The sequence below is a fragment of the Streptomyces sp. SCSIO ZS0520 genome, assembly GCF_025643355.1.
GTDB classification, from domain to species: Bacteria; Actinomycetota; Actinomycetes; order Streptomycetales; family Streptomycetaceae; genus Streptomyces; species Streptomyces physcomitrii.
Genome location: NZ_CP092644.1, coordinates 3,765,687 through 3,792,054 on the forward strand (window position 1 = coordinate 3,765,687; position 26,368 = coordinate 3,792,054).

Below are 26,368 nucleotides of genomic sequence, written 5' to 3' on the forward strand. Positions count from 1 at the left end.
TCAGCGACCCCTTCCACTGCTGTGCTGCCAGTCCTGGCCCCAGGCGGGCCCACCGGGTCCGCCCGGCCCGCCGATTCCGCTCGGCACCGGCGCGGGCGGGACCTGCCCGGGTGCGGGCGGCGCCTGCCCGGGTGCCAGTGGCGCCTGGGGCGGGAGGCCGCCGGGGGGTGGGCTTCCGATGCCGCCGGGTCCGGTGTGGGCGTGGTATTCGACCGATTCGGCGGTGAGTTGCATGAACGCCTCTTCCAACGAGGCCTGCTGCGGGCTGAGTTCGTGCAGGACCAGGCGGTGGGTGGCGGCCAGCTCGCCGAGCCGGTCGGCTCCGGTGCCGTCCACTTCCAGCGCCCCGTCGTCCTTGGTGAGGACCGCGATGTTCTCCCGGTGCAGCACATCGAGGAGCTGCTCGCGCTGCGGGCTGCGCAGCCGTACGTAGGAGCGGGAGTTCTCCCGGATGAAGTCCGCCATCGAGGTGTCCGCCAGCAGGCGGCCCTGCCCGATGACGACCAGGTGGTCGGCGGTCAGCGCCATCTCGCTCATCAGATGCGAGGAGACGAAGACCGTACGGCCCTGCGCGGCAAGGGACTTCATCAGATTGCGGATCCAGTGGATGCCCTCGGGATCCAGTCCGTTGACCGGCTCGTCGAACATCAGGATCCGCGGATCGCCGAGCAGCGCGCCCGCGATCCCCAGCCGCTGGCCCATGCCGAGGGAGAAGCCCTTGGCCTTCTTCTTCGCCACCGCCGTCAACCCGACCGTGTCCAGGACCTCGTGCACCCGGCTGCTGGGGATGCCGTTGGACTGCGCCAGGCACAGCAGATGGTGGTAGGCACTGCGCCCGCCGTGCATCGCCTTGGCATCCAGGAGCGCCCCGATGTCCTTGAGGGGTTCCTTGAGGCGGTCGTAGTGGGTGCCGTCGATCCGGACGTCACCGGAGGTCGGCCGGTCCAGGCCCAGCATCATCCGCATGGTGGTCGACTTGCCCGCGCCGTTCGGGCCGAGGAACCCGGTCACGATGCCCGGCCGCACCGTGAAGGAGAGGTCACTGACGGCGACCTTCTCCCCGTAGCGCTTGGTCAGCCCTTGAACCTCGATCGCGTGGCCACTGGTCATCGGCCCCTCCTCCTTAGCTGCGGCATCCGGCCTTCTGGGGCGTCCGGGGGTGAGTCGGATTCGTCGGTGCCAGGGGTGAAACGAACTGCTACCAGCCTCGCAGCGGAGGAAACCCGTCACGTCCCGCTGGAGTGCCGACTCCTTCTCCGCCCTCGGGCGGAGTCCCCGGGGCGGAATCCCCCGGTGACCGGCCCTCCCGCACCCCGGCCGACTCCCCCGAGCGCGCCCCGCCACCCCCGCGACCGCCCCGCATACCGCCAACTACCGGCACAAAAGGCCCCGTTGACACCGCGCGCACCAGGCGGGACCGTCGTCCTACCAGCGAGCGACCCCTGTCCTACCTGCGGCCTACCCGGGCTCCGGCCCCAGGACCCGGCGACCGCCCCGACCCAGCCGAGGGAAGCCGATGCGCCTGCGTTCCGCCTGGCCGGCCGCCGTCACCGCCGTCCTGGCCCTCCTTGCCTTCCTGGGGTGCGCGGGCACCGCCGGGGCGGCCGCCGACCCGTACACCGTCACCCTGGTCAACCACACCGGCGAGCGCCTGTGGATCGGCAGCGTCGCCGAGCCCGGGTCCGAGACCCTGACCGGCCTGCCCGCCCTCGACGACGGCCGGCAGGCCACCGTCACCCTCCCGGAGAACGCGGCGGGCCAGTGGTACGGGAAGTTCGTGCCCCGCCAGAAGTGCGGCGGCGAGGACGGCGGAAACTTCCACTGCCAGGTCGGCGACTGCGGACCGTACGCGGACCACTGCTCGATCTACACTCCGCAGCCAGCCAGTTACGCGGAGTTCCACTTCGACCGCAACGACCCGCTCGGCCTCTGGTACAACACCAGCTATGTCGACGGCTTCTCCGTCCCGGTCACGGTGGACGCGGACGTCGACCCGGCCCCGGAGACCGGCGAGTGCTCCACCGCGGGCTGCCCCGAGGACCTGCTCCCCCTCTGCCCGCCGGGCGACCTGGTCACCGACCCGGCCTCCGGCACCCCCCTGTACTGCGACAACCCGAACCCGGACTCCCCCGACACCGACTACAGCCGCACCCTCTCCGAGCACTGCCCCAAGGCGTACTCCTGGTCCGGCAACGACACCGTCCCCGGCAACGACGTCGTACGGAACTGCACCAGGTGCTCGGGGTTCACGGTGACCTTCCACTGAGGCCACCGGGCCACCGAGTCGACTGAGGCCGCTGAGGGCACTGAGGGCACTGAGGACCGGGGCCGACCGGGCACCTCGCCCACCGCGACCCCGCCCTGTGTGATCTTGCCCCGAGCACTGGCCACCAGGGGCCGCGCCCTGATGAGCTGGGCCGCATGGAACACGCCGCCGGTCACGGCACCCCGGCCACCTACGACCTCATCGGCTCCGGCTACCGGCGGATCCGGCGCCCCGACCCCCGCCTGCACGCGCTGATCGGCGCGGCGCTCTCGGGGGCGCGGACCGTCGTGAACGTCGGCGCCGGGGCCGGTTCCTACGAGCCCGAGCACGCCGAGGTCACCGCGGTCGACCCCTCGCGGGTCATGCTCGGTCAGCACCCGGGAGCACGGAAGCTGGTCTCCCGGGCCGAGGCGCTGCCCTTCCGCGACGGCGCCTTCGACGCGGCGATGGCCGTCATGACGGTGCACCACTGGCAGGATCCGCACCGCGGGCTGCGCGAGCTGCGCCGCGTCGCCCGCAGGCAGGCCGTCTTCACCTGGGATCCGGCCCATCTGCCGCGCCTGTGGCTGCTCGACGAGTACCTGCCGGAGATACGGGACCTGGAGCTCGCCCGCTTCACCCCGCTGCCGGAGGTGGCCGAGGCGCTGGGCGCGCACACCGTGCTGCCCTTCCGCATCCCGCACGACTTCACCGACGGCTTCCAGATCGCGTACTGGCGGCGGCCGGAGTGCTTCCTGGACCCCGTGCTGCGCGCGGCCAGCTCCACCTTCCCCCGACTCCCGCCCGCCGTGGTCGAATCGGCGATCTCCCGACTGGGCGCGGACCTCGCCTCGGGCACCTGGCAGCGCCGCCACGCGGACCTGCTCACCAGGGAGGACATGGACTACGGCTACCGCCTGATCCTCGCGGGCGAGCGGCCGCGGGGCCAGGAAGCGGGTGCAGCGCGGTGAAGCCGGAACGGGCGCGGGAGCGGGCGGAGAAGCAGGAGCCGCCAGAGGAACACGAGGTCCGTCGCCGCGTCTCCGCCTACGCGGTCGCCACCCGGCGGGACGCGCTCCTGCTGACCCGGCTCTCCGCCGCCTCACCGGTGTTCACGCCCGGGCTCTGGCACCTCCCCGGCGGCGGGATCGACCCCGGCGAGCAGCCCGTGGAGGCGCTGGCCCGGGAGCTGGCGGAGGAGACCGGTCTCACCCTCACCGGGGCCCGGCTGCTCGACGCGCGGACGTACGCGGCCCGGCGGAACGGCATCGACTGGCATCTCGTGGGCCTCTTCTACGCCGTGGAGGTCGCGCCGGGGACGCCGGTCGTCGTCGAGGCCGAGGGCAGCACCGCCGCGGTCGCCTGGCGGCCGAGGTCCGGGCTCACCGAAGCGGAGCTCTCCCCGGCGGCGGCCGACGCCCTCACCCTGCTCGCCCACCCCGCTCGATGAGGCTTGCCCGATGAAGCTTAGGTTAGGCTAAGCTAATCGACCATGGAGCCGCAGCCGCACCAGGTCTGACCTGCCCCGCACCACCGCCCCCGCGCGGCACGCGGCCTGCTCCCGCGCGCGGGAGCCGCCTTGGCCGAGAACCGAGAGACACGAGAGAGCCAGAGGACCATGACCGTACGGGTCGCAGTGGCCGGGGCCAGCGGCTATGCCGGAGGCGAGATCCTGCGCCTGCTCTCGGCGCACCCCGAGGCCGAGTTGGGCACGCTGACCGCCCACCGCAGCGCGGGCCGGACGCTCGGCGAGGTGCAGCCGCAGCTGGCCTCGCTCGCCGACCGGGTACTGCGGCCGACCTCGGCCGCGGAGCTGCGCGGCCACGATGTCGTCTTCCTCGCGCTGCCGCACGGCCAATCCGCCGCCCTGGCAGCCGAGTTGGAGCCCAAGACGCTGCTGGTGGACTGCGGCGCCGACTTCCGGCTGCGCGACCCGGCCGCCTGGGAGCGCTTCTACGGCTCCCCGCACGCGGGCACCTGGCCGTACGGACTCCCCGAACTCCCCTTCGCGCGCCGCGCGTTGAAGGACACCAACCGGATCGCCGTACCCGGCTGCTACCCGACCGCGGCGACCCTCGCGCTCTATCCGGCGTACCGGGCCGGTCTGGTGGAGCCGGAGGCCGTGATCGTCGCGGCGAGCGGCATCTCGGGAGCGGGCCGCGCCACCAAGGCGCACCTGCTCGGCTCCGAGGTGATGGGCTCGATGAGCCCGTACGGCGTCGGCGGCGGCCACCGGCACACCCCCGAACTGACGCAGAACCTCTCGGCGGTGGCGGGCGAGCCGGTGACGGTCTCCTTCACGCCCACCCTGGCGCCCATGCCCCGGGGCATCCTCGCCACCTGTTCGGCCCGGCTCCGGCCCGGAACCGACCCCGAGGAGGCGGCGGCCGAGGCCCGCACCGCCTACGAACTCGCCTACGCCGCCGAGCCGTTCGTCCAGCTGCTGCCGCCGGGGCAGTGGCCCGCCACGGCCGCCGTACTCGGCGCCAACACCGCCCAGGTGCAGATCGCGGTGGACGCGGACGCGCACCGGCTGGTCTGCGTCAGCGCGATCGACAACCTGGTGAAGGGCACCGCGGGCGGCGCGGTGCAGAGCATGAACCTCGCCCTCGGCCTGCCCGAGGAGTGCGGGCTGCCGAAGAACGGAGTGGCACCGTGAGCGTGACCGCCGCCCGGGGATTCCTCGCGAGCGGGATCCCCGCCGGGATCAAGGACTCCGGCGCCCCGGACCTGGCCCTGGTGGTGAACCGGGGCCCCTCCTACGCGGCCGCCGGGGTCTTCACCGCCAACCGCGTCCAGGCCGCGCCCGTACGCTGGTCGCGCCGCGTCCTGGCGGACGGGCAGCTGGCCGCCGTGGTGCTCAACTCCGGTGGCGCCAACGCCTGTACGGGCCCCGCGGGCGAGCGGGACGCGGCGGCGACGGCCGCGCGCACCGCCCGGGCGGTCGGGGTCCGGGCCGAGGAGGTCGCGGTCTGCTCCACCGGGCTGATCGGTGTTCCGCTGCCGATGGACCGGGTCACCGCGGGCATCGACACCGCCGCCGGGGCGCTCTCGGCCGAGGGCGGCGAGGCGGCCGCCCGCGCCATCAAGACCACCGACTCGGTGCACAAGACGGCCCGGGTGACCGAGCGGGGCTGGACGGTGGGCGGGATGGCGAAGGGCGCGGGCATGCTCGCGCCGGGCCTCGCCACCATGCTGGTGGTGCTCACCACCGACGCCGCGGCGGACGCCGCGCTCCTCGACACGGCCCTGCGCGCGGCGGTCCGCACCACCTTCGACCGGGTCGACTCGGACGGCTGCATGTCCACCAACGACACGGTCCTGCTGCTGAGTTCGGGCGCCTCGGGCCTCGTACCGGAGGCGGCGGCCTTCACCGAGGCCGTGCACACGGTCTGCCGCGACCTCGCCCGGCAACTGGTCGCGGACGCCGAGGGTGCCTCGAAGGAGATCGAGATCCGGGTGCTCGGCGCGGCCGATGAGGCGGACGCGGAGGAGGTGGGGCGCGCGATCTCCCGCAACAACCTCCTCAAGTGCGCGCTGCACGGCGAGGATCCGAACTGGGGCCGGGTGCTGTCCGCGATCGGTACCACCTCGGCCGCCTTCGACCCCGACCGCCTGGACGTCGCGATCAACGGGGTCTGGGTCTGCCGCGACGGCATGGCCGGGGAGCCCCGCGAGAAGGCCGACCTGACGCCGCGTCACCTCACCCTCACGGTGGACCTGCGCACCGGCGAGGACTCCGCGGTGCTGTGGACCAACGACCTCACCGCCGACTACGTACACGAGAACAGCGCCTACAGCTCATGAACCGGACACCGGCACAACCCCCCGACGGCATAAGGCTCTTGGCGACAGCGGAGAAGGCGGAGATGGCGGAGACGGTGCGGAGGCTGCGGACGGTGCGGACGACGGAGACGGCGGGGCAGACCGGGAAGACGGAGAAGGCAGAGAAGAAGGTGGCGGAGACGGTACGGGTCGGGGCGGAGACGGTACGGGTCGGCGCGGCGGCGGCCGCAGCGGGGGCGGAGGCCGTCACGAGTTCCGTACTGCCCTCCCCCGTAACGGAGTTGGACGCCGACGCGGGTGCCGCCGCCGCGCTTCCCTGGCCCGAGGAACTCCAAGGCAGCACCGTCGTCGTGAAGTTCGGCGGCAACGCCATGGTCGACGGGCAGCTGCTGCGGACCTTCGCCGAGGACGTGGTGGAGCTGTGGCACGCGGGCCTCCGGCCGGTCGTGGTGCACGGCGGCGGCCCGCAGATCAGCGCGATGCTCGACCGCCTCGGCCTGGAGACCCGCTTCGAGGCGGGCCTCAGGGTGACCACCCCCGAGGTGATGGAGGTGGTGCGGATGGTGCTCGCGGGCCGGGTCCAGCGCGAACTGGTCGGCTGCCTCAACGCCCACGGCCCCTTCGCGGTCGGGCTGACCGGCGAGGACGCGCACACCATGACCGCCGAGCGGCGGCCCGCCTGGGTGGACGGCCGCCCGGTGGACATCGGCCTGGTCGGCGAGGTGGTGGACGTCAACCCGGAGACCGTACGGGCCCTCCTCGACCAGGGAAAGATCCCGGTGATCTCCTCGGTGGCCCGCGGCACCGACGGCCAGACCTACAACGTCAACGCCGACCTGGCCGCCTCCGCCCTCGCCGTCGCCCTCGGCGCCCAGCGCCTGGTCATGCTCACCGACGTGGCCGGCCTGTACGCCGACTGGCCCCACAGCACCGAGATCCTCCCCCACCTCACCGCCACCGAACTCGACGCCCTCCTCCCGTCCCTGGCCAGCGGCATGCTCCCCAAGATGGAGGGCTGCCTCCGCGCGGTACGGGGCGGCGTCGACCGCGCCCACGTCCTGGACGGCCGGGTACCGCATGCCTTGGTGGGCGGTGTCCTGGGGGACAACTCGCCTGGGACGACCGTGGTGTTGGGGGAGGGGGCCGGGAGATCCCTCGACGCGGGCACGACCGTCGGCGCGGAGGCGGGCGTATGAGCCCCCGGGAGCAGGGCGCCGCGCCGCTCACCGCGCGCTGGCGCGACGTCCTCATGGACACCTACGGCACCCCGTCCCTGGCCCTGGTCCGCGGTGAGGGCTGCACGGTCTGGGACGAGTCGGGGCGCGCCTACACCGACCTCACCGGCGGCATCGCGGTCAACTCCCTCGGCCACGCCCACCCGGCCGTGGTGGCGGCGGTCGGCACCCAGATCGCCCGCCTCGGCCATGTCTCGAACCTCTTCGCCGCCGAGCCGCCCGTCGCCCTCGCGGAACGCCTGCTGCGCCTGTCCGGCAGAGCGGGCGGGCGCGTCTTCTTCGCCAACTCCGGTGCGGAGGCCGCCGAAACGGCCTTCAAGATCGCCCGCCGCACCGGACGTCCGCAGATGGTCGCCGCCGAGGGCGGCTTCCACGGCCGCACCATGGGCGCCCTCGCCCTGACCGGCCAGCCCGGCAAAAAGGCCCCCTTCCTCCCGCTGCCGGACGGCGTACGTCATGTGCCCTTCGGCGACGTGGACGCCCTGCGCGCCGCCGTCACCGAGGAGACCGCCGCCGTCTTCCTGGAGCCGGTGCAGGGCGAGGCGGGCGTGATCCCCGCACCCGAGGGCTATCTGCGGGCCGCCCGCGAGATCACCCGCGAACGCGGCAGCCTGCTCGTCCTGGACGAGGTGCAGACCGGCATCGGCCGCACCGGCCACTGGTTCGCCCACCAGGCGGAGCAGGACATCGACCCCGACGTCGTCACCCTCGCCAAGGGCCTCGGCGGCGGCCTCCCCCTCGGCGCCACCCTCGCCTTCGGCGCAGCCGCCCGCCTCCTCGGCCCCGGCCAGCACGGCTCCACCTTCGGCGGCAACCCGGTGTCGTGCGCGGCCGCCCTCGCCGTACTGGACACCATCGAGAACGAGGGGCTGCTCGCCCAAGTACGGGCAACGGGCGCGGTGTTGCGGGAGGGCATCGCAGGGCTACGGCATCCTCGGGTACACGAAGTACGGGGCATCGGCCTCCTGTTGGCGATCGAACTCACCGAACCGACAGCCGCCGCAGTCCAGTCGACCGCCCAGGAAGCCGGCCTCCTGCTCAACACCATCGGCCCGAGGACCCTGCGGCTGGCTCCACCACTGAACCTGTCGGAGGAGCGGGCGCGGGAAGTGGTGGGGGTGCTGGGGGCGGTACTCGGGGGCTGAGCGGGCTGCTTTGGCCAACGAGGCGACCGCCCGTGAAGGGCGTGGGCGGCGGTGCTGGTGGAGTGGTGCGCCGGGGCGGGTGTCGGGGCGGTTCCGGGGGGCGTGGGGAGCAGCGGTTCTCGTAGCGGTGGCTGACGAGCCGGAAGGGACCATCCCCGCACGCGCGGGGAGCAGGCTGGGGGGCGGGTTGTGCAGGCCGCCGAAGCGGGACCATCCCCGCACACGCGGGGAGCAGCAGGGCGGGCTCGCGCGCCCAGCGCCGGTCCCGGGACCATCCCCGCACACGCGGGGAGCAGACTAGCTGACCTGGACGTTTAGTCCGCTCCCCCCTCGCTTTCAGCAACTTTCACCGAGACCGGCATACCCGACAAAACTCACCCCTCATCCGGCGCCGAGCGTCCCTTCATGAGCTTCAGCCCCCTGGAAGAGCGTCCCGACCGATGAGTGGGTTCGGACGCCGATGCAGCGACAGGGTGGACAGTACCCGTGGACTCAGACGGGAAGCTGCCAACTGGGGCCCCGCGGTGAGCCGATCCACACGGTCTGGGACTCGGGAGTCGCTGTCATGCCGAACTCCGTGAGGTCGGCTGCTCCGGCCCTCTGCCATTCCAGGAGCGCGTCTTCGACCTGGTCCCAGAGGCGGAGTGGTCCGTGCTGGTGCGCGATCCACCCGGCGCCTTTCGGCTCGGTCCACGCCTGGGATCCGGTGGCGACGTCGCGGAGGATGACGCCGGAACCGGTGCCCATCAGTTCGGCGGAGGGCGCAGCGAGTTGAGCGACGAACCGTGCCTCCCACCGCTCCAGGAGCGCCGGATCGAGGCGAGTGGGGCTGGTGATGCCGTCGATCTTGAAGAACAGCGGGGACGGGGGCCGCTCGTGGGGACGGGCGAGCATGTACGTGATCTTGTCGGCGGTGAAACGCCCGTGGGCGGTTCCTTCGTCGTCGAGGACGAGACGGATGAGACCGGCTACCTGCATCCAGCCGCAGACGGTGGTGGTGAGGGAGCCGCCGTCGTTGAGCTGCCAGAACCAGTGCGGGGGGATGTGGCGCACGGAGCAGGTGGCGATGATCGCGTCGTAGTCGGCGTGCTCCCCGCATCCGCGGAGACCGTCTCCCACAGCGAGGGTGGGGTGGTACCCGGCAGCGTGCAGGTGGGCTGCGGCGGCAGTGGCCAGGCCGGTGTCGTACTCGATGCTGACGATGTTCTTGTCGCCGAGGACATGGCACAGAAGGGCGGTGGAGTAGCCGGTGCCGGTGCCCACCTCCAGTACGCGCTGCCCTGGCCGGAGTTCGGCCACCTGGGCGGTGCGTGCGACGAGGGAGGGCAGGGTGGCCGAGGAGGTGGGGCTGCCGGTGATCGGCCCCTCGGTGTCGGCGACATCCTGCCCGTCGACCTGCGTGACCCAGGTCGAATCGCTGTAGACCATCGTCAGCCAGTCGTCGTCACCGATCTCGGTCCGGTGCACGGGCGTCCATCCGCTGTCGACGTGGCGGAAGACGGCGTCCGGGACGAACAACTCGCGAGGGACGGCGGCGACCGCGTCACGCCAGGAGGGGTCGAGGGTGGGGTCGCCAGAAGCGATGTCGTCGGCCAGGGCGAGACGTAGTGCGGCGGGGTCAGCGGGCATTCTCAACCCAACCTGACGCTGGCCAGAGAAGCACACCCGGTTCCGTGTCGCGTTGCCGCCGAAGTAGGCGTCCATCCCGCCGCCCCTGCCGAGCGGCGTGGACGAGTACGTGTTGACCGAGGTGCCGAGCCGTCGAGTTCGGCTGGCGCCATCCCGCCGACCCATCGTCTCCTCTCCTGAGCATGGTCACTGCTCTCCCCATCCGGACAGTCGGGCCCCGGCGGCCAGAGCGCGGGTGAGGTTGCGTGCGGCGACTGGCGAGAGGCTGCCGAGGGTGACGACCGGGTCCTCGTCGCACCGCGGGCAGTAGGGCCAGAAGTCGACGTCCACGAACTCGCCCTCGACGGCGGCCCGTACGGCATCACGGACCCGCTGGACAATCCGGCGCCCCTCGGTCCAGTCCGGCAACTCGCTTCTAGCGGCGACTGGTTCAGCACCGAGGAGGGTGGCGAGACGGTCGGCCGTGGGGGCGGAGATCTCGCCCAGCACGATGCGGCCACGGTCGGCGTAGGGGGTGGGGAAGCCGCCCAACTGATGCGTACTCAGGGCGGATTGAAGCGCGTAAGCGGCCTCGTGTGCGAGGTCACGGGAAGGCGGCATCCGGTCGGGATCCATGAAGGGCCTCACGCCTCCTCCCCTTGCAGGGGGAGTTCGAGGGAGCACCAGGTCGTCTTCCCGTCCGGACTGACGCCCCACTCCCGTGCCAGGGCCGCGACCAGGAACAACCCCCGCCCGCTCTCCGCCTCCGCGTCCACGACACGCAGCCGAGCCGGTAGCGGAGACCCGTCGCGCACTTCGATCACCAGCGCACCGTCGGAGACGTACACCCGCAGCTCCACCGGACGCCCGTTTCCGTAGCGCACCGCGTTGGTGACCAACTCCGAGACGACCAGGACGACTTCGTCCACCAAAGGGGACAGATCCCACAGGCGTAAGTACACCTCGGCAAGACGTCGGGCATCCGCCACCCGCGACTCCAGCGACGGGAAGCTCACGTCGAAACCGCGCACAGGTGAGCCGGATCGGGACCTGTCCTGTTCGACGAGGGAGTCAGGCACCACAGCCAACCTCCTCTACATGTAACGGAGTTAGTCACTCATGCAAAGGAGCGACAGAGGTAAGAGTGCATCACTCCTATACATGAGTCAACCCGTCGCGGGGGTGAACCGTGACGGGTCGACTGCGTGCAGTGAGCTGAAAATGGGCGTTCTTCAGTCCGCCGCCGGGATTCGGTACTGGAATACGAACTGGTCAGCAGCCATGAGCGTGTCGCAGACCTCGACCACACGACCCGAGGTCGTCACCGCCTCCCGGACCAGACGGATCACCGGAGCTCCGGAGGTCAGCGCCAGCTCCGAGGCCTCCACCTTGGAGGAGGGGCGCGCCTGCAGCGTCTCCACGAACTCGGCGAACTCATGGCCGTGGTCTTCGAGTCGGGCATAGATGCCGCCACCGCCGGGGTTCTCGGCGAACAACTCCGGAATGTCCTTGACCACGTCCCACGGCAGGTAGGAGGTGGCCGTCTCGACAGGTGTGCCATTACGGAGATAGAGGCGCCGCCTGGCGAGAACCTGCGCGGCAGCGTCCACTCCGAGGCGGTCGGCGATCTCCGCAGGCACCTCCACCGGACCGATGTGGAGGACCTTCACCTCCGCGGTGGCACCGGACCGCGCGGACTCGGCCAGATACGCGGCCTTGCCGCCTCGCCGGTGCGAGCGGCGAAAACGGTCCGAGGAGCGATGCCGCACGGGCGGCCTGTCTATGACGGTGGAGCCCTTGCCGTGGCGGGTCTCCACCAGCCCACTGGCACGGACCTCGGCCATCGCCTTACGGATCGTGCCGCCCGATACGCCGTAGGTCTTGACGAGTTCCGACTCGCTGGGGATCAGTTCGCCGGGCTTCAGGACACCCGCCTGAATCTGCCCCACGACTTCCTCGGCGATCTGCATGTACCGTGGCGCCGCCTTGCCACCTCCTGCAGTGTTTCCCATAGTCCTTCTCTGCCTCCTATGCTCCTGCACATGAGTAACAGCGCCCGGGAAGCCCAGTCAACGCCACTGCATTCGGTGTCCGTGGCCGGAGCCGTGGTACGAGAAGACGGCAGACTGCTGGCCATCCGCCGTGCCGACAACGGCAGTTGGGAGCTTCCGGGTGGCGTGCTCGAACTGACGGAGACGCCCGAGGACGGAGTCCGGCGCGAGGTCCGGGAAGAGACCGGCATCCACATCGAGGTGGACCGGCTCACCGGCGTCTACAAGAACACCACGCGCGGCATCGTGGCCCTGGTCTTCCGCTGCAAGCCCTCGGGCGGCACCGAGACGACGTCCAGCGAATCGTCCGCCGTCGAGTGGCTCACCCCGGCCGAGATCACCGAGCGGATGTCCGAGGCCTACGCGATCCGGCTGCTCGACGCCCTGGACGGTGACGGGCCGCACGTACGGAGTCATGACGGTACGCACTTGAGGGTTGGCAGGTAGAGCCCCTCCGCCCCTTGCTCACAACCCCCGCGCCAACACCCGAGTAGCCCGCCCCGGGTCGAAGGCCCCCACCCAGCGGGGCGGGGCGAGATGAGCCGGAGCCGGGGTGAAGCCATGGCGGAGGAAGAGGGTGCCGTCGCCGGTGGTGGCCGTGAAGAGGGTGTCGAGGGCGTGGGCGCGGCCCTGGGTGAAGGCTGCGCGGAGGAGGCGGCCGCCGACGCCGTGGCCCTGGCGGTGGGGGGCGACGCAGAAGTTGTAGAGGACGGCCGAGGGGCCCCGGTCGGCGGAGGGGGCGGCCGGGTGGTGGCGCAGGCCCAGGAAGCCTTCGAGGGTGCCGTCGGAGCCCTCGGCGACGAGGAAGTCGGCGGCGTGCGCGGCGTAGAGGGCGAGCGGGCGCGGGCGCAGGGCGCCGGAGCGGACGAACGGGCCGGAGAGCAGGGCGAGTTCGGGGGCATCGGTGGGTCGCGCCACCCGCACCCGGGGCCCGGCCGCCACCGCCTCCCGACCGCCGCGGGCCGGAGCGATGGCCATGGCCTCCCGGCCGCCGCGGACCGGAGTGGTGGCCGCTGCCTCCCGGCCACGCGCCCCCACGATCCCGCTCTCCCGACGACAGGGCCCGGCGGTGGCGAGTCCGGCGCTGGTGAGCCGGGTGCGGGAGGGCAGGGCGGCAGGGGGCGGGGCGGCCGTGATCAAGGCTTTTCTTCCTCGGTTCAGCAGGGGCGGGGTGCGGCGACGGCAGGCATACGTGCCCTGTCAGGCGGCCTGACGAAGCAGCGGGACCAAGGTTAGCCTCGCCTTAGTTCATGCGGGACGGCGGGTCCGGCCAGGGCCCCGTCCGGCGAACTGCCCCGGTCCCGTTCCGGCGCCCCGTACCGACACCCGTACCGGCGCGCCCGACTCGATGTGCCCGGCTCGACGCGCCCGGCTCGACGCGCCCGGCTCGACGTACCCGATCCGCCGCCCCCAACTCCCGCTCTAAACCCCCACCTTGAGCCGCTCCACCCCGTCCACCCAAGTCCCCGCCACCTCGATGTCCCCGATCCGCGACGGGTCCACCCGGCGGGGGTCGTCGGCGAGGACGGTCAGGTCGGCGCGTTTGCCGGGGGTGAGGCTGCCGGCGCGGTCGTCCCAGTGGCAGGCGTGGGCGCCGGCGAGGGTGTAGGCGCGGAGGGCCTGGTCGACGGTGATGCCCTCCTCGGGGCCGATCAACTGGCCGCTCAGGGAGGCCCGTTCGACCAGGAACTGGATGGCGCGCAGCGGGGAGCCGTCCGTGACGGGGCGGTCGGAGCTGCCGACCAGGGTGACGCCGTGGTCGAGGAAGCCCTTGCCGCGGTAGAGCCAGGGGGCGCGGTCGGGGCCCATGATGGCGGCGTAGTCGTCGCCGAAGTAGCGCAGGAAGTTGGGCTGGACGACGGCGCTGACGCCGAGTTGGGCGAAGCGGGGCAGCTGGTCGGGGCGGATGAGTCCGGCGTGCTCGATACGGTGGCGGGCGCCGGGGCGGGGGCGCAGGCGCTGGGCCTTCTCCAGGGCGTCGAGGGCGAGGTCGGCGGCGCGGTCGCCGATGGCGTGCACCGCGAGCTGCCAGCCCGCGAGGTGGCCGGCCACGATGGTGTCGGTGAGCACCTCGGGGTCGGCCTGCAACTCCCCGCCGTGGTCCAGGTTTTCGTAGGGGCTGGTCAGGGCGGCGGTGCGGGCCATCATGCCGCCGTCGGTCCAGATCTTCAGCGCGCCGACCGAGAGCCAGTCGTCGCCGAAGCCGGTGCGCAGGCCGAGGTCGAGCGCGCGCGGGATGCCGTCCGCCTCGGGTGCGGTGGACTGGCGCAGGGTGTCGGCGGAGACCATCAGCTGGACACGCAGGGGGAGTTGGCCCTGTTCGCGGGCGAGCTGGTAGGCGCCGAGTTCGACCGGGCTGTGGCCGAACAGGGCGCCGCCGATGCCCGCTTCGGCGCAGGCGGTGACGCCCTCGGCCAGGCAGGTGCGGGCGGCGCGGGCGAGCGCGGCGGCCAGTTCCTGCTGGGTGTACGGGGGCCGCAGCGCCCGTACGGCGGCCATCGGGCCCTCGGCGAGGAAGCCGTCCTGGTGCGGGATGCCGTCCGGAAGCTGGTGCAGGACAGCGGAGTTGACCAGGCAGCCGTGTCCGGAGTCGTGGAGGAGGAAGAGCTTGCGCCCGGCGCTGACGGTGTCGAGTTCGGCGGCGGTGAGGTGGCGGCCGAGGCCGCGCTGGTCGTACCCGGCGAGGCTGACCCAGGCGCCCTCGGGGGCGTCCGCGACCGCGCGGGCGACCACCGCGAGGACGTCCTCGACGCGCGCGCAGGGGGCGACGCTCGGGGTGGCCTCGCGCAGCCCGGTCCAGGCGAGGTGGACATGGCTGTCGATGAACCCGGGGAGCACGGTGGCCCCTTGGAGGTCGATCACCTCGCGGGCGGGCAGCGAGGTCACGGCCTCGTCGAGTCCCACGATGCGGCCCTGCCAGATGCCCAGGTCGCGGGCGAGCGGGCGGTCCGGGTCCATGGTGAGGAACTGCGCGTTGGTCAGCCTCGTACAGAGCAGCATCGGCGGTGTCCCTAACTGGTCTCGGCCAGGACGGCGGCGGACGGGCCCGCGGAGTCGCGGGGTGCGGCGGGCGCGGCCCCCGGCTGACCGGGCTGACCCGGCTGACCGGGCCGCCCGGCGCGGGGCTCGTGGTACCTCGGGGCGGCGGGGACCATCAGGGGGGTGCCGGTCTCGGGGTCCTCGATGATCCGGCAGGGCAGTCCGAAGACGTCCTCGACGAGTTCGGCGGTCATCACGCTCGCCGGGTCGCCCTCGGCGGCGATGACACCGCCCGCCCGCATCACGATGAGGTGAGTGGCGTACCGGCAGGCCTGGTTGAGGTCGTGCAGGACGGCGACGACGGTGTGGCCGCGGCGGGCGTGCAGGCCCGCGCACAGGTCGAGGACCTCGACCTGGTGGGCGATGTCGAGGAAGGTGGTCGGCTCGTCGAGGAGCAGCAGCGGGGTCTGCTGGGCGAGCACCATGGAGAGCCAGACGCGCTGGCGCTGGCCGCCGGAGAGGTCGTCGACGGGGCGGTCGGCGAGCTCCCGTACGCCGGTCTGCTCCATCGCCTCGACGACGGCGGCCTCGTCCTCGGCGGACCACTGCTTCAGCAGCCGCTGGTGCGGATAGCGGCCGCGGGCGACCAGGTCGCCGACGGTGATGCCGCCCGGCGCGGTCGAGGACTGCGGCAGCAGCCCGAGTCTGCGCGCCACCTCCCGGGAGCGGTACGAGGCGATGGCGGCGCCGTCCAGATACACCTGTCCCCGCTGCGGTCTGAGCATCCGGGCCAGCGCCTTGAGGAGGGTGGACTTGCCGCAGGCGTTGGGGCCGATGATCACCGTGAAGGAGTCGTCGGGGATCTCCACGCCGAGGCCGGTGGCGACGGTGCGCTGGTCGTAGGAGAGGGTCAGGTCCTCGGCCCGCAGCCGGGGGCCGTCCGCCGGCCCGGGGGCACCCGGAGTACCGGGCGCCGCACCGGACTTGGCCGTGCGGACGCTGCTCGTACCGGACGTGCCCATCCGCCCTTCCTTCCCGTCCTTCATGCGCGGTTCCTCTCCTTGGTGCGCGGCTCTTCCGGTGAGCCGGGCGCGGCTCCCGGGTCCGTCACGCGCGGCTCTTGCGGGACTCGGTGATCAGCAGCCAGATCAGGTACAGGCCGCCGAGGGTGCCGGTCGCCGTGCCGACCGGGAGCGGGGTCGGGGCGAAGAGGCGCTGGACGGCGAGGTCGCCCCCGGTCAGCAGGACCGCGCCCATCAGCGCGGTGGGGATCAGCGCGGGCCCGCTGGAGCCGGTGAGCCGCCGGGCGAGCTGCGGGGCGGCCAGGGCGACGAAGGTGATGGGCCCGGCGACCGCGGTGGCGAAGGCGGACAGGGCGACGCAGACGAAGAGCAGCACGGTACGGGTGCGGGCCACCTCGACGCCGAGCCCGGTCGCGGTGGCGTCGCCCAGCTCGACCATGGACAGCCTGCGGGCCAGGACGAAGGCGAGCGGCAGCAGGATCAGGCAGGCGAGGCCGATCGCCCTGGCCTGGTCCCAGCCGCGGTTGTTGAGGCTGCCGATCAGCCAGGCCTGCGCCTCCAGGGCCTCCTGCCAGCTGGCCCGGGTGATCAGATACGAGTTGACGGCGAGCAGCAGCGCGCTGACGCCGATGCCGATGACCACGAGCCGGAAGCCCTGGAGCCCGCGGCCGCGGATGAGCAGGTAGATGGCGAGCGCGGTGGCCAGGCCGCCGATCAGGGCGCCGAGCGCGATGTCGGTCATGCTGCCGTGCAGGGTGACGATGACGATCAGGGCGCCGACCGCGGAGCCGTTGGTGAAGCCGATGATGTCGGGGCTGCCGAGCGGGTTGCCGGTGAGGCTCTGCAGGATGCCGCCGCTGACCGCGAGGGCGGCGCCGACGCTCAGCGCGGTCACCAGGCGCGGCATCCGCAGGGTGTTGACGATGAAGTCGGCGCCGGGGTCGCCGTTGCCGGTGAGCGCCTTCAGCACCTCGGTCAGGGAGAGTTCGAAGTCGCCGGTGGTCAGGCTGACGCCCATCACCGTGAGCAGGGCCGCGAGCAGCAGTGCGGAGACGGCCGCCGGGCGCGGGTACAGCCGCAGCGAGAGGCGGCCGCGTCCGGTGCGCACGACGACACCGCTGACGGCGCGCGGGAGCCGGTCCCCGGCGGTGCCGGGTGCCGGGCCCTTGCGTACCGCGTCGGCCTGGGGTGGCGCGCTCACAGCATGACCAGCTTTCTCCGGCGGCAGAGGGCGATGAACAGGGGGGCGCCGAGGAAGGCGGTGATGATGCCGACCTGGATCTCGCCCGGGGAGCCGAGGACGCGGCCGAGGACGTCGGCGCCGACCAGGAGGACGGGGGCGAGCAGGGCCGAGTACGCGAGGATCCAGCGCTGGTCGGGGCCGGTGAGGAAGCGGGCCACGTGCGGGACGGCGAGGCCCACGAAGCCGATCGGCCCGGCGGCGGCGGTGGCCGCCCCGCACAGCAGCATCACGGCGAGGGCGCCGAGGACGCGGGTGCGCCCGACGTGCACGCCGAGGGCGCGGCCGACCTGCTCGCCGAGGGCGAGGGCGTTGAGGGAGGGCGCGAGCAGCAGGGCGAGCAGGAGTCCGGCGGCGATGAACGGCAGGACGGTCCACAGCACGTCGAAGTAGCGGCCGGCGAGCGCGCCCACCGTCCAGAAGCGGAACTCGTTGAAGGCGCGCGGCTTGAGCAGCAGGACCGCGGAGTTGACGGCGTAGAGCACGGCGGTCAGGGCGGCGCCCGCGACCACCAGGCGGTCGGGGGTGGCGAGGGTGCGCCCGGAGGAGCCGAGCAGGAAGACCACCACGGAGGCGAGGGCGGCGCCGAGCAGCGCGCACCAGACGTGGCCGAGGACCGAGCCCACCCCGAGGAAGGCGAGGGCGAGGACGATGCCGGAGGCGGCGCCGAGGCTGACGCCGAGCAGTCCGGGGTCGGCGAGCGGATTGCGGGTGAGCGCCTGCATCAGCGCGCCGGACACCCCGAGGGCGGCGCCGACCAGGACCCCGAGGGCGGTGCGCGGGATGCGGTAGTCGTGGATGATCACCGAGGCCTCGGAGCCGTCGGGCTGCCAGAGCAGCCGCCAGGTGGCGGTGAAGGGGATGCCCGCGGTGCCCAGCCAGATGCTGAGCAGGCCGACGAGGACGAGGGCGCCGAGGGCGAGCAGCAGCCCGAGCCCGCGCAGCGCCTGCACGCGGGGGCGCGCCCGCGGCGCCTCGGGACCGGTGCCCCCGCTTTCTGGCTTCCCGGGCACCACCTGGGCTTCGACCGACACGGACAACTCCCCCTGGCTGCGGTTCCCCGGCGTCTGCCCGCGGCGGAACCCGCGAGGGATCCGGGGCGGGCCCCGGGTGCGGCGAGCGGCGGTGCATACGGCAGGACATGTGGACGCACGGACGGCCGGGCGCTACTTAGGCGAGCCTAACCGAGCGCCGGTCAGGGGGTCAACGGACCATCGGGGCGAGCGAGCCACCCTGTCCTTATGTCCGGGATCGTCCGCCAATTCCCTTTACCAGGCAGGGGTTTGCGCCGCCCCGAGAAGCCGCCCGCCCCGGCCGGGTGGACAACACCCTTGCGGTAGCCTCACCTTAGGCTTACCTAACCAGCCATCGTCCACACCCGCACACCCGTCAGAGCACGCGCACGGATCGGGCACGCGTACGGTCCGGGCACGCGCCCTCGGAGCACGCGCGCCCCCGGCCGGAGCGCACCACCGGCCGACCGCACCGCCCCACGTCCCGCACCACCCCATGTCCCGCACGAGCCGACCACCGCGGAGGAACCGCATGCCAGCTGGAGGAGCGACCGGGGGATCCGTCCTCCGCGGAGCGATCAGGGGGGAGCGCCGCGGCGTGATCGGGGCCTCCTTCCTCGCCAGCACCCATCAGGTGTGCGAGGCCCTGGTGCCCGTGGTCATCGGTGTGATCATCGACGAGGCGGTGGCCACCGGTTCCACCGGCACCCTGCTGCGCTGGCTGCTCGTCCTCGCGGTGCTCTTCCTGGTGCTGTCCTCCGCGTACCGGATCTGCGCGCGGATCACCGAGGCCGCCGCCGAACGCGCCGCGCACGCCCTGCGCCTGGAGCTGAGCACCCGGGTCCTGGACCCGCGCGGCGGCGCCGACGCCGACCGGCTGCCCGGCGCGCTCACCAGCATCGCCACCAACGACGCCAAGCGCGTGGGCGCCGCCGCGGGCGTGCTGCCCTACGGGACGGCCGCGCTGGCCGCGCTCGCGCTGAGCGCGGTGCTGCTGCTGCGCATCTCGGTACCGCTCGGCCTGCTCGTGCTGCTCGGCATCCCGCCGCTGCTCTGGCTCGGCCACCGCATCAGCCGGCCCCTGGAGCGCCGCAGCGAGACCGAGCAGGACCGCGCCGCGCACGCCTCCGGGGTCGCCGCCGACCTGGTCGCCGGGCTGCGCGTACTCAAGGGCATGGGCGCCGAGTCGGCCGCCGTCGCCCGGTACCGCGGCACCAGCCAGGACTCGCTCGGCGCCGCGCTGCGCGCCGCCCGCAGCCGCGCCGGACACGAGGGCGCCGTGCTCTCCCTCACCGGCGTCTTCATCGCGCTCATCGGCCTCGCGGGCGCCTACCTCGCGATGCGGGGCGACATCAGCGTCGGTGAACTCGTCGCCGCCGTCGGCCTCGCGCAGTTCCTCATCGGCCCCTTCCAGCTGCTCACCTACGTCAACGCCGAGTACGCCCAGGGCCGCGCCTCGGCCCGCCGCATCGAGGAGGTGCTCGCCTCGCCCGCCGCCGTGGAGCCGGGCGGCGCCAGCGTCCCCGAGCCGGTCGCCGGGAGCATCCGCCTGAGCGGAGTGAGCCACGGGGCGCTGCGCGGACTCGACCTCGACCTCGCGCCCGGCAGCCTCACCGGCGTCGTGGCCCGGGACCCGGCCGTGGCGGGCGCCCTGCTGCGCTGCCTGGCCCGGGAGACGGACCCCGAGGAGGGCAGCCTCAGCCTCGACGGGGTCCCGCTGACCGGGCTCGACCCGGACGCGCTGCGCCGCCTCGTCCTGGTCGCCCCGCACGACGCGGACCTCTTCGAGACCAGCCTGCTCGACAACGTCCGCGCCGGAACCGGGGCGGGCCCCGAGGAGATCGCCCCCGCCCTCGCGGCCTCGGCGGCGGACGACGTGGCCGCCCTGCTGCCCGAGGGCCTGGACACCGTGCTCGCCGAGCGCGGCCGCTCCCTCTCCGGCGGTCAGCGCCAACGCGTCGCGCTGGCCCGCGCGTTGGCCGCCGACCGGCCCGTCCTGGTGCTGCACGACCCGTCGACGGCGGTGGACACGGTCACCGAGTCCCGGATCGCCGCCCGGCTGCGCGAGATCCGCCGGGGCCGCACCACGGTCCTGGTCACCACCAGCCCGGCGCTGCTCGCGGTGACCGACCGGGTGGTCGTGCTCGACGGCGGCACGGTCAGCAACGAGGGCCCGCACGCCCGGCTCGTCGCCGAGGACGCCTCCTACCGGGCGGCGGTGCTGGCATGAGCACCGGCCGCGACACCACCGCGCCCCCTTCCGCGCGGTCCACCGAACCCCAGCCCCTGTCCGAGGACGTACCGCCCCGCGGCGAGGAACGGACCGACCCCACGATGAGCGATCCGGCGAAGTCCCCCGAGCGCACCCTGCTGCCGACCGCGAGCGGCGCCGAGACCCTGGCCGCGGTCCGCGGCATGCTGCGCGGGCACCGCCTGCTCGCCTGCGGCGCGGTCGGCGTCCTGGTCGCGGGCACCGGCATCGGACTGCTGACCGCGCCGCTGCTCGGGCACATCGTCGACCTGGTGGTGGAGGACCGGGGCACCGGCTCCCTGCACCTGCCGATGGTGCTGCTGGTCGTGGTCGCCCTGGTGCGCGGCGGCGCCACCGCGCTCGGCAGCTCCCTGGTGGCCCGGCTCGGCGAGACCGTACTCGCCGCGCTGCGCGAGCGGTTCATCGAACGCGCCCTGCGGCTGCCCCTGGAACGCGTGGAGGAGGCGGGCTCCGGCGACCTGGTCTCCCGGGTCACCGGCGATGTCTCGAAGATCGCGAAGTCGGTGCGCCAGGCGCTGCCCGAGTTCGCCCGCTCGACCCTGACGATCCTGCTCACCCTGGTCGGCCTCGCCGTACTGGACTGGCGCTTCCTGCTCGCCGCGCTGCTGGCGATGCCGGTCCAGTGGCTGTCCGTACGGTGGTATCTGCGCCGTGCCGCGCCCGTGTACGCCGCCCACCGGGTGGCGACCGGCGCGCTCCAGCACCAGCTCCTCGACAGCATGGGCGGGGTGCGCACGGTGCGCGCCTTCCGGCTCAACGAGGCGCACACCGCGCTGGTGGCGCGGCGCTCGCAGTCCGCCGTCGACCTCGCGGTGCGCGGCACCCGGGTGGTCACCGGCTTCTTCTCCCGGCTCAACCTCGCCGAGTTCATCGGCCTGTCCGCGGTCCTGGTCACCGGCTTCTGGCTGGTCGACCGGGAGACGGTCAGCATCGGTACGGCGACCGCGGCCGCCCTGTACTTCCACAGCCTGTTCAACCCGATCAACGCCGCCCTCTTCCTCATCGACGACGCCCAGTCGGCGGGCGCCAGCCTCGCCCGCCTGGTCGGGGTCTCCTCGCTCGCGGGCGAGTCCGGCCCCGAGGACGCGCCCCGCCCGGTGGACGGCACCGTCGAGGTGTCCGGCCTCGGCTACTCCTACGTCTCCGGCCACCCGGTGCTCGAAGGGGTCGACCTGAAGGTGGCCGGCGGGGAGCGGATCGCGCTGGTCGGCGCGAGCGGCGCGGGCAAGACCACGCTGGCCAAGCTGATCGCGGGCGTCCACCAGCCGTCCGCCGGGACCATCCGCCTCGGCGGCACCGGCACCGGCGAACTGGGCCCGGCGGGCATCCGGCAGGCCGTGACCCTCATCAGCCAGGAGGTGCACGTCTTCGCCGGACCGCTCGCCGAGGACCTGCGGCTCGCCCGGCCCGGGGCCACCGAGGAGGAACTGCGCGCCGCGCTCACCACGGTGGACGCCCTGGACTGGGTCAGCGCCCTGCCCGAGGGCCTGGACACCGTCGTCGGCGAGGGCGGCCACCGGCTCACCGTCACCCAGGCCCAGCACCTGGCGCTGGCCCGGCTGGTCCTCGCGGATCCGCCGATCGCCATCCTGGACGAGGCCACCGCCGACGCGGGCAGCGCGGGCGCCCGCGTCCTGGAGGCCGCCGCGCTGCGCGCCCTCGAGGGCCGCACCGGGCTGCTGGTGGCGCACCGCCTCCCCCAGGCCGCGACCGCCGACCGCGTCGTCGTCCTGGACCGCGGCCGCGTCGTCGAGACCGGCACCCATGAGCAACTGGTCGCGGCGGGGGGCCGCTACGCCGCCCTCTGGGCCGCCTGGTCGGACAGCCGCAAGGGGGGCGAGGGATCGGGCGTGGTGCCGGAGCAGGCGGGGGCATCGGAGCCGGGGGTGGCCAAGTCGGCTTCGGGGTCGGCGACTTCGACGCCGGGTACGGCCAAGTCTGCTTCGGAGTCCGTGGCTTCGGAGCCGAGTGCGGCCAAGTCGGCTGCGAAATCCGTGGCTTCGGAGCCGGGCGCGGCCAAGTCAGGTGAGGAGCGTACGGATTCGGTCCTGGAAGCGGCCAAGTCGGCAACGCGGTCGGCGGCTTCGGAACCGGAAGCGGCCAAGTCCCCGCCCGCGTCCGCGCCTTCGGACCCCGGAGCCGCGGAGCGCGAGCCGGTGGCCGCCGAGGACTGAGCCGGGGCGGCCGAGGTCTGACCGTGGCAACCGGCCTCCCGGCTTCCCGCCCCGGCAGCCCCTAGAACCCCCCGAAGCCGCCCCCGTGCCCGCCGCTCCACCCGCCTCCGTGGCCGCCGTGCCCGCCTCCGAAGTCCCCGCCGGTTCCGCCGGTCCCGCCGGTTCCGCCGTAGTCGGAGCCCGAAGGGCCGTGCGCGTGCGGTGAGGTGCCGGGGTCGGGGGCGGGCGGCTCGGGTGGTGGGATGAGCTGGGAGGAGGTCCAGCGGCGGCGGGTGACGGTGGCCCACCACTCCTCGAAGGCCATCGGGTCCCGGGGCGTCGAGCACTCCACCACGACGGCCTCCCTGGCCGCCTGGTCCCAGACGAGCCGCCGGGTGCCCTCCGCGCCGAGCCGCAGCAGCTGGTCCTCCAGGTCGTAGGCGCACCAGGGCCGCGTGGAGCCACGGGTACCGGCGGGCGGTGCCTCGGCGGGGTCCACATCGTGCCGGTGGACGTACGCGGTCTCGCCGCTCTCGTCGAGCCGCCAGCCCCACAGCGGCCGTACCGCGAGGGCCGAGCAGCGGTCCGCGCGTTCCCGGCGGACCCGCTCGCGCTCCCGGGCGGCGAGGCGTTCGGCCTCCCAGTGGTGGGCGCGCTCCTCCCGGGCGCGGCGCTCCTCGCGCTCGTGGCGGGCCAGGCGGCGTTCGAGCTCCTCGCGCACCGGCCGGTACCGCTCCTCGGCCTCGTCGAGGGCCCGGCTCATGCGCTCCTCGGCCCGCGCGGACCGCCGCCGCGCCCCGGGCAGCAGGCGGGCGGCCCCCTCGGGCACCGCCGCCCGGTAGGCCTCCCAGGCCTCCCGGACCTCCGCGTGGAAGCGCTCCTCCGCCGCCTGCCACCGCGCCCACTCGGTGGCCAGACCGCGTACGGCGTCCCAGCCCAGGCTGCCCCGCGGCCCGGTGGAGCTGATCGCGTAGTACACCAACTGCCGCCCGGTGAAAGGCTGCTGGGTGAAGGCCACCCGCGCGGCACCGATCACCTGGAGACTGGGTCCCGCTCCGTTCTCCGCCATGAGCCACCACCTCTTGCAAGCAGCGTGCCCGGCCGCCCGGGCACCGGAAACCGTGCCGCGCGCTCAGTGCCGCCCGACGCGGGGCCCGGCAATCTCCTTCTGCCGGGGCTCCGGCAGCGGCACGGCCTCCCCGGCGGGGGTACCGGCCGCCCCCGCGAAGAACTCGTACGCCAACTCCGCGACGGCGTCCCCGCGTTCGAGCACGACCCAGTGGTCGGAGTCCGCGAGGGTGGTGAAGGCGCTGCCCGCGATGGTGGCGGCGAAGGCGCGCTGGCGGTGCGGCGGGGTGAGGTTGTCGTGTTCGCCGCAGAAGACCAGGGTGGGGACGCCGGTCAGCCCGCCGTCCAGGGGCAGCGCCCGCCGCAGCGAGCGGTACAGCTCGGCCGCGGCGTCCGGCCTGCGGGCCACCTCGTACAGATGCAGTCGGCGTACGTAGTTGTAGGCGAGGCGGCGGCGGTGGACATGGCGGGCCGGGTCGGTGCAGAGCATGCCCTCGGCGACCCGGGTGGCGAACTCCTCGGGGCGCCCGGCGGCCAGCTCGTCGACGGTGGCCACCCAGTAGGCGCGCTCCGCCTCGGTGGTGCCGTACGGGACGCCGCCGAGCAGTAGGCGGGCGACGCGCTCCGGCCGCCGCTGGGCGCAGGTGAAGGCGAGCGAGGCGCCGTGCGAGTAGCCGAAGATGCCGAGCGGGGCGGGGCCCAGCTCGTCCATGAGCCGCTCGACGGCGCGGCAGAGCAGCAGGTTGTCGTCGCCGGGGCGCAGGGCGTCGGCGCGGCCCATGCCCGGCAGGTCGGCGGTGATCACCTCGGTGACCGGGCCGAGCAGTTCCTCGATCCGCGTCCAGCCGTACATGCCCTGCCGCGCGCCGCCGAGGACGAGCACCGGGTCGGTGAGCGGGGCGGGGTGGGGCAGCCGCCGGTAGGCGTAGCGCAGTCCGTCCACGGTCAGGGTGCGGACGACTTCCTCGGGCGCGGCTCTTCGGGGTGCGGGGGCCGGGCCGGGGCCCTCGGCCGCGGGCGGCTCAGGCACGGGTGAGGACCAGCGCCGCGTTGTGGCCGCCGAAGCCGAGGGAGGTCTTGGCCGCGCACTCCAGGTCCGCGGCGCGGGCCGCCTTGGCGACCACCTCGACCGGGATCTCCGGGTCCTGGGCGTCCAGGTTGACCGTCGGGGGCACGAGCCGGTGCTGCAGCGCGAGCACCGTGAGCGCGGTCTCGATGCCGCCGCAGGCGCCCAGGGTGTGGCCGGTCATCGCCTTGGTGGAGGTGACCAACGGGCCCTCCCCGCACACCCGGTGGAGCACCCGGGACTCGACGAGGTCGTTGAGCGCGGTGGAGGTGCCGTGCGCGTTGATGTGCCCGAGGTCCGCGCCGCTCAGCCCGGCCGCGGCGAGCGCGGTGCGCAGGGCGCGTTCCAGTCCCCGGCCGTCGGGTTCGGGGGCCACCGGCGCGTAGGCGTCGTTGGTGGAGCCGTACCCCATGAGGTGGGCGCGGGCCTTCGCACCGCGCGCCGCGGCGTGCTCGGGGCGTTCCAGGACGAGCAGTCCGGCGCCCTCGCCGGTGACGAAGCCGTCCCGGTCGGCGTCGAAGGGGCGCACCGCGGCGGCCGGGTTCTCGCGGCGGGTGCTCATCGCCTTCATCTGGCAGCCGCTGGCGACGAGCAGCCGGGAGAGGGCCGACTCGGCGCCGCCCGCGAGCGCGAGGTCGCACATGTCCGCGCGGAGCATCTGGTAGGCGGTGCCGATGGCGTCGGTGCCGGAGGCGCAGGCGGTGGAGAGCGAGAGGCTCGGGCCGCGGGCGTCCAGGTCGCGGCAGACGCTGCCGGTGGGCCCGTTCAGGGTGCTGAGCACGGAGACCATCGGGGAGACCCGGCGGGCGCCGCGTTCGGCGAGCACGGCGGCCTGCCGGTCGTAGAAGGGGAGTCCGCCGTGGGCCGAGCCGATGACCACCGCGACCCGGGCGCCGTCCCAGGAGGCGGTGTCCAGACCGGCGTCGGCGACGGCCTCGCGGGCCGCGATCACGGCCAGCTGCGCGACCCGGTCCATCAGGCGCCGGGCGGCCACCCCGAGGTGCGCGTCCACGTCCAGCTCATGGGCGGCGTAGAAGAAGTCGCAGGGCAGTTCGCGCAGTTCCTCGGGGTGCGTGATGCCGGTGGGCGCGGTGGCGGTGGTGACGGACCGCCAGGTGCGCGCGGCGTCCAGGCCCGCGGCGGTGACCATCCCGAGGCCGGTGACGGCCACCGGGAAGGGCGTGCCCGGCGCGGTCATGCCGAGGTCTTGCCGTGGACGGCGGCCACCAGCTGCCCGTAGCTGTCGCGGGTGGTCAGCTCCACATCGTCGAGGTCGATGCCGAACCGGTCCTCCACGAGCAGCCGCAGCTCCTCCAGGGCCAGGGAGTCCAGGCGCAGCCCGTGCAGGGGCGTGTCCTCGGGTGTCTCGCGGGGATCGACGCCGAAGTTGCGCGCCACCACCTCGCCGAGCTGCTCCGCGACGGTACCGGCGCCCTGCTGCGCGAGATCCATTGAGCTCTCCACCTGTCTGCACGACCACGACCG

At 73.7% G+C, this 26,368-nt stretch carries 24 protein-coding genes; 10 read left to right on the forward strand and 14 right to left on the reverse strand.

Annotated elements, in window-relative coordinates:
• Positions 1 to 1,110, reverse strand: coding sequence for an ABC transporter ATP-binding protein (locus MID12_RS14480; RefSeq protein WP_263167593.1), 1,110 nt, complete (start codon positions 1,108 to 1,110; stop codon positions 1 to 3).
• A 406-nt stretch (positions 1,111 to 1,516) separates the two neighbouring features.
• Between MID12_RS14480 and MID12_RS14485 the strand changes: the two genes are divergently transcribed.
• From MID12_RS14485 to MID12_RS14515, 7 genes are all read left to right on the forward strand, one after another.
• Positions 1,517 to 2,266 (forward strand): thaumatin family protein, encoded by a 750-nt coding sequence (locus MID12_RS14485; RefSeq protein WP_263167594.1) that lies wholly within the window; start codon positions 1,517 to 1,519, stop codon positions 2,264 to 2,266.
• 155 nt (positions 2,267 to 2,421) lie between these two features.
• Positions 2,422 to 3,216, forward strand: a complete 795-nt coding sequence (locus tag MID12_RS14490; RefSeq protein WP_263167596.1) for a class I SAM-dependent methyltransferase — start codon at positions 2,422 to 2,424, stop codon at positions 3,214 to 3,216.
• Complete coding sequence (locus MID12_RS14495) at positions 3,213 to 3,695, forward strand: NUDIX hydrolase (RefSeq protein WP_263167598.1); 483 nt, start codon at positions 3,213 to 3,215, stop codon at positions 3,693 to 3,695. The genes MID12_RS14490 and MID12_RS14495 overlap by 4 nt, the downstream gene beginning before the upstream one ends.
• Before the next feature lie 168 nt (positions 3,696 to 3,863).
• Entirely contained in the window at positions 3,864 to 4,904 is a 1,041-nt protein-coding gene (gene argC, locus MID12_RS14500; protein ID WP_263167600.1) for an N-acetyl-gamma-glutamyl-phosphate reductase, read from the forward strand.
• Positions 4,901 to 6,052: a bifunctional glutamate N-acetyltransferase/amino-acid acetyltransferase ArgJ gene (argJ, locus tag MID12_RS14505; protein ID WP_040250759.1), complete on the forward strand. Its 1,152-nt coding sequence runs from the start codon at positions 4,901 to 4,903 to the stop codon at positions 6,050 to 6,052. The genes argC and argJ overlap by 4 nt, the downstream gene beginning before the upstream one ends.
• A 239-nt stretch (positions 6,053 to 6,291) precedes the next feature.
• Complete coding sequence (gene argB, locus MID12_RS14510) at positions 6,292 to 7,227, forward strand: acetylglutamate kinase (RefSeq protein WP_107071509.1); 936 nt, start codon at positions 6,292 to 6,294, stop codon at positions 7,225 to 7,227.
• A complete protein-coding gene (locus tag MID12_RS14515) occupies positions 7,224 to 8,411 on the forward strand; it encodes an acetylornithine transaminase (protein ID WP_263167604.1) in 1,188 nt (395 codons plus the stop codon). Before argB ends, MID12_RS14515 begins: the two co-directional genes overlap by 4 nt.
• A gap of 492 nt (positions 8,412 to 8,903) precedes the next feature.
• Here MID12_RS14515 and tgmC read toward each other — a convergent pair whose 3' ends face one another.
• From tgmC to MID12_RS14535, 4 genes are all read right to left on the reverse strand, one after another.
• A complete protein-coding gene (gene tgmC / locus MID12_RS14520; protein ID WP_263167606.1) occupies positions 8,904 to 10,040 on the reverse strand; it encodes an ATP-grasp peptide maturase system methyltransferase in 1,137 nt (378 codons plus the stop codon).
• Between the two features lie 186 nt (positions 10,041 to 10,226).
• On the reverse strand, positions 10,227 to 10,640 hold the full coding sequence (locus MID12_RS14525; RefSeq protein ID WP_263167608.1) for a hypothetical protein: 414 nt from the start codon (positions 10,638 to 10,640) through the stop codon (positions 10,227 to 10,229).
• A gap of 23 nt (positions 10,641 to 10,663) precedes the next feature.
• Entirely contained in the window at positions 10,664 to 11,101 is a 438-nt protein-coding gene (locus tag MID12_RS14530) for an ATP-binding protein (RefSeq protein ID WP_317633380.1), read from the reverse strand.
• Positions 11,102 to 11,251: 150 nt separating this feature from the next.
• The gene (locus MID12_RS14535) at positions 11,252 to 12,031 is read right to left on the reverse strand and encodes a GntR family transcriptional regulator (protein WP_263167611.1); all 780 of its coding nucleotides are present in this window, start codon (positions 12,029 to 12,031) and stop codon (positions 11,252 to 11,254) included.
• A gap of 18 nt (positions 12,032 to 12,049) precedes the next feature.
• On the opposite strand from MID12_RS14535, the gene MID12_RS14540 reads away from it, so the two are divergent.
• Positions 12,050 to 12,517: an NUDIX hydrolase gene (locus MID12_RS14540; RefSeq protein ID WP_263167612.1), complete on the forward strand. Its 468-nt coding sequence runs from the start codon at positions 12,050 to 12,052 to the stop codon at positions 12,515 to 12,517.
• An 18-nt stretch (positions 12,518 to 12,535) separates the two neighbouring features.
• On the opposite strand, the gene MID12_RS14545 is transcribed toward MID12_RS14540, so the two are convergent.
• The 5 genes from MID12_RS14545 to MID12_RS14565 all read right to left on the reverse strand — a co-directional run bounded on the left by MID12_RS14545 (position 12,536) and on the right by MID12_RS14565 (position 18,345).
• The gene (locus MID12_RS14545; RefSeq protein ID WP_317633381.1) at positions 12,536 to 13,210 is read right to left on the reverse strand and encodes a GNAT family N-acetyltransferase; all 675 of its coding nucleotides are present in this window, start codon (positions 13,208 to 13,210) and stop codon (positions 12,536 to 12,538) included.
• 282 nt (positions 13,211 to 13,492) lie between these two features.
• The gene (locus MID12_RS14550; RefSeq protein ID WP_263173151.1) at positions 13,493 to 15,067 is read right to left on the reverse strand and encodes an amidohydrolase; all 1,575 of its coding nucleotides are present in this window, start codon (positions 15,065 to 15,067) and stop codon (positions 13,493 to 13,495) included.
• Positions 15,068 to 15,081: 14 nt separating this feature from the next.
• The gene (locus MID12_RS14555) at positions 15,082 to 16,095 is read right to left on the reverse strand and encodes an ABC transporter ATP-binding protein (protein WP_263167614.1); all 1,014 of its coding nucleotides are present in this window, start codon (positions 16,093 to 16,095) and stop codon (positions 15,082 to 15,084) included.
• A 61-nt stretch (positions 16,096 to 16,156) separates the two neighbouring features.
• The gene (locus MID12_RS14560) at positions 16,157 to 17,272 is read right to left on the reverse strand and encodes a FecCD family ABC transporter permease (RefSeq protein WP_263167616.1); all 1,116 of its coding nucleotides are present in this window, start codon (positions 17,270 to 17,272) and stop codon (positions 16,157 to 16,159) included.
• A complete protein-coding gene (locus MID12_RS14565) occupies positions 17,269 to 18,345 on the reverse strand; it encodes a FecCD family ABC transporter permease (RefSeq protein WP_397914396.1) in 1,077 nt (358 codons plus the stop codon). The genes MID12_RS14560 and MID12_RS14565 overlap by 4 nt, the downstream gene beginning before the upstream one ends.
• Before the next feature lie 511 nt (positions 18,346 to 18,856).
• Here MID12_RS14565 and MID12_RS14570 point away from each other — a divergent pair.
• Positions 18,857 to 20,554, forward strand: a complete 1,698-nt coding sequence (locus tag MID12_RS14570; protein WP_263167618.1) for an ABC transporter ATP-binding protein — start codon at positions 18,857 to 18,859, stop codon at positions 20,552 to 20,554.
• A complete protein-coding gene (locus MID12_RS14575) occupies positions 20,551 to 22,770 on the forward strand; it encodes an ABC transporter transmembrane domain-containing protein (RefSeq protein WP_317633382.1) in 2,220 nt (739 codons plus the stop codon). Before MID12_RS14570 ends, MID12_RS14575 begins: the two co-directional genes overlap by 4 nt.
• Positions 22,771 to 22,831: 61 nt before the next feature.
• Here MID12_RS14575 and MID12_RS14580 read toward each other — a convergent pair whose 3' ends face one another.
• The 4 genes from MID12_RS14580 to MID12_RS14595 all read right to left on the reverse strand — a co-directional run bounded on the left by MID12_RS14580 (position 22,832) and on the right by MID12_RS14595 (position 26,335).
• A complete protein-coding gene (locus MID12_RS14580; protein WP_263167620.1) occupies positions 22,832 to 23,818 on the reverse strand; it encodes a hypothetical protein in 987 nt (328 codons plus the stop codon).
• Positions 23,819 to 23,881: 63 nt separating this feature from the next.
• Positions 23,882 to 24,847 (reverse strand): alpha/beta fold hydrolase, encoded by a 966-nt coding sequence (locus tag MID12_RS14585; protein WP_052482346.1) that lies wholly within the window; start codon positions 24,845 to 24,847, stop codon positions 23,882 to 23,884.
• Positions 24,840 to 26,081, reverse strand: a complete 1,242-nt coding sequence (locus MID12_RS14590; protein ID WP_263167623.1) for a beta-ketoacyl-[acyl-carrier-protein] synthase family protein — start codon at positions 26,079 to 26,081, stop codon at positions 24,840 to 24,842. Before MID12_RS14590 ends, MID12_RS14585 begins: the two co-directional genes overlap by 8 nt.
• Positions 26,078 to 26,335 carry an acyl carrier protein gene (locus MID12_RS14595; RefSeq protein WP_040250783.1) on the reverse strand — a complete coding sequence of 86 codons (258 nt, stop codon included), beginning with the start codon at positions 26,333 to 26,335 and terminating at the stop codon, positions 26,078 to 26,080. Before MID12_RS14595 ends, MID12_RS14590 begins: the two co-directional genes overlap by 4 nt.
• Positions 26,336 to 26,368 lie beyond the last annotated feature (33 nt).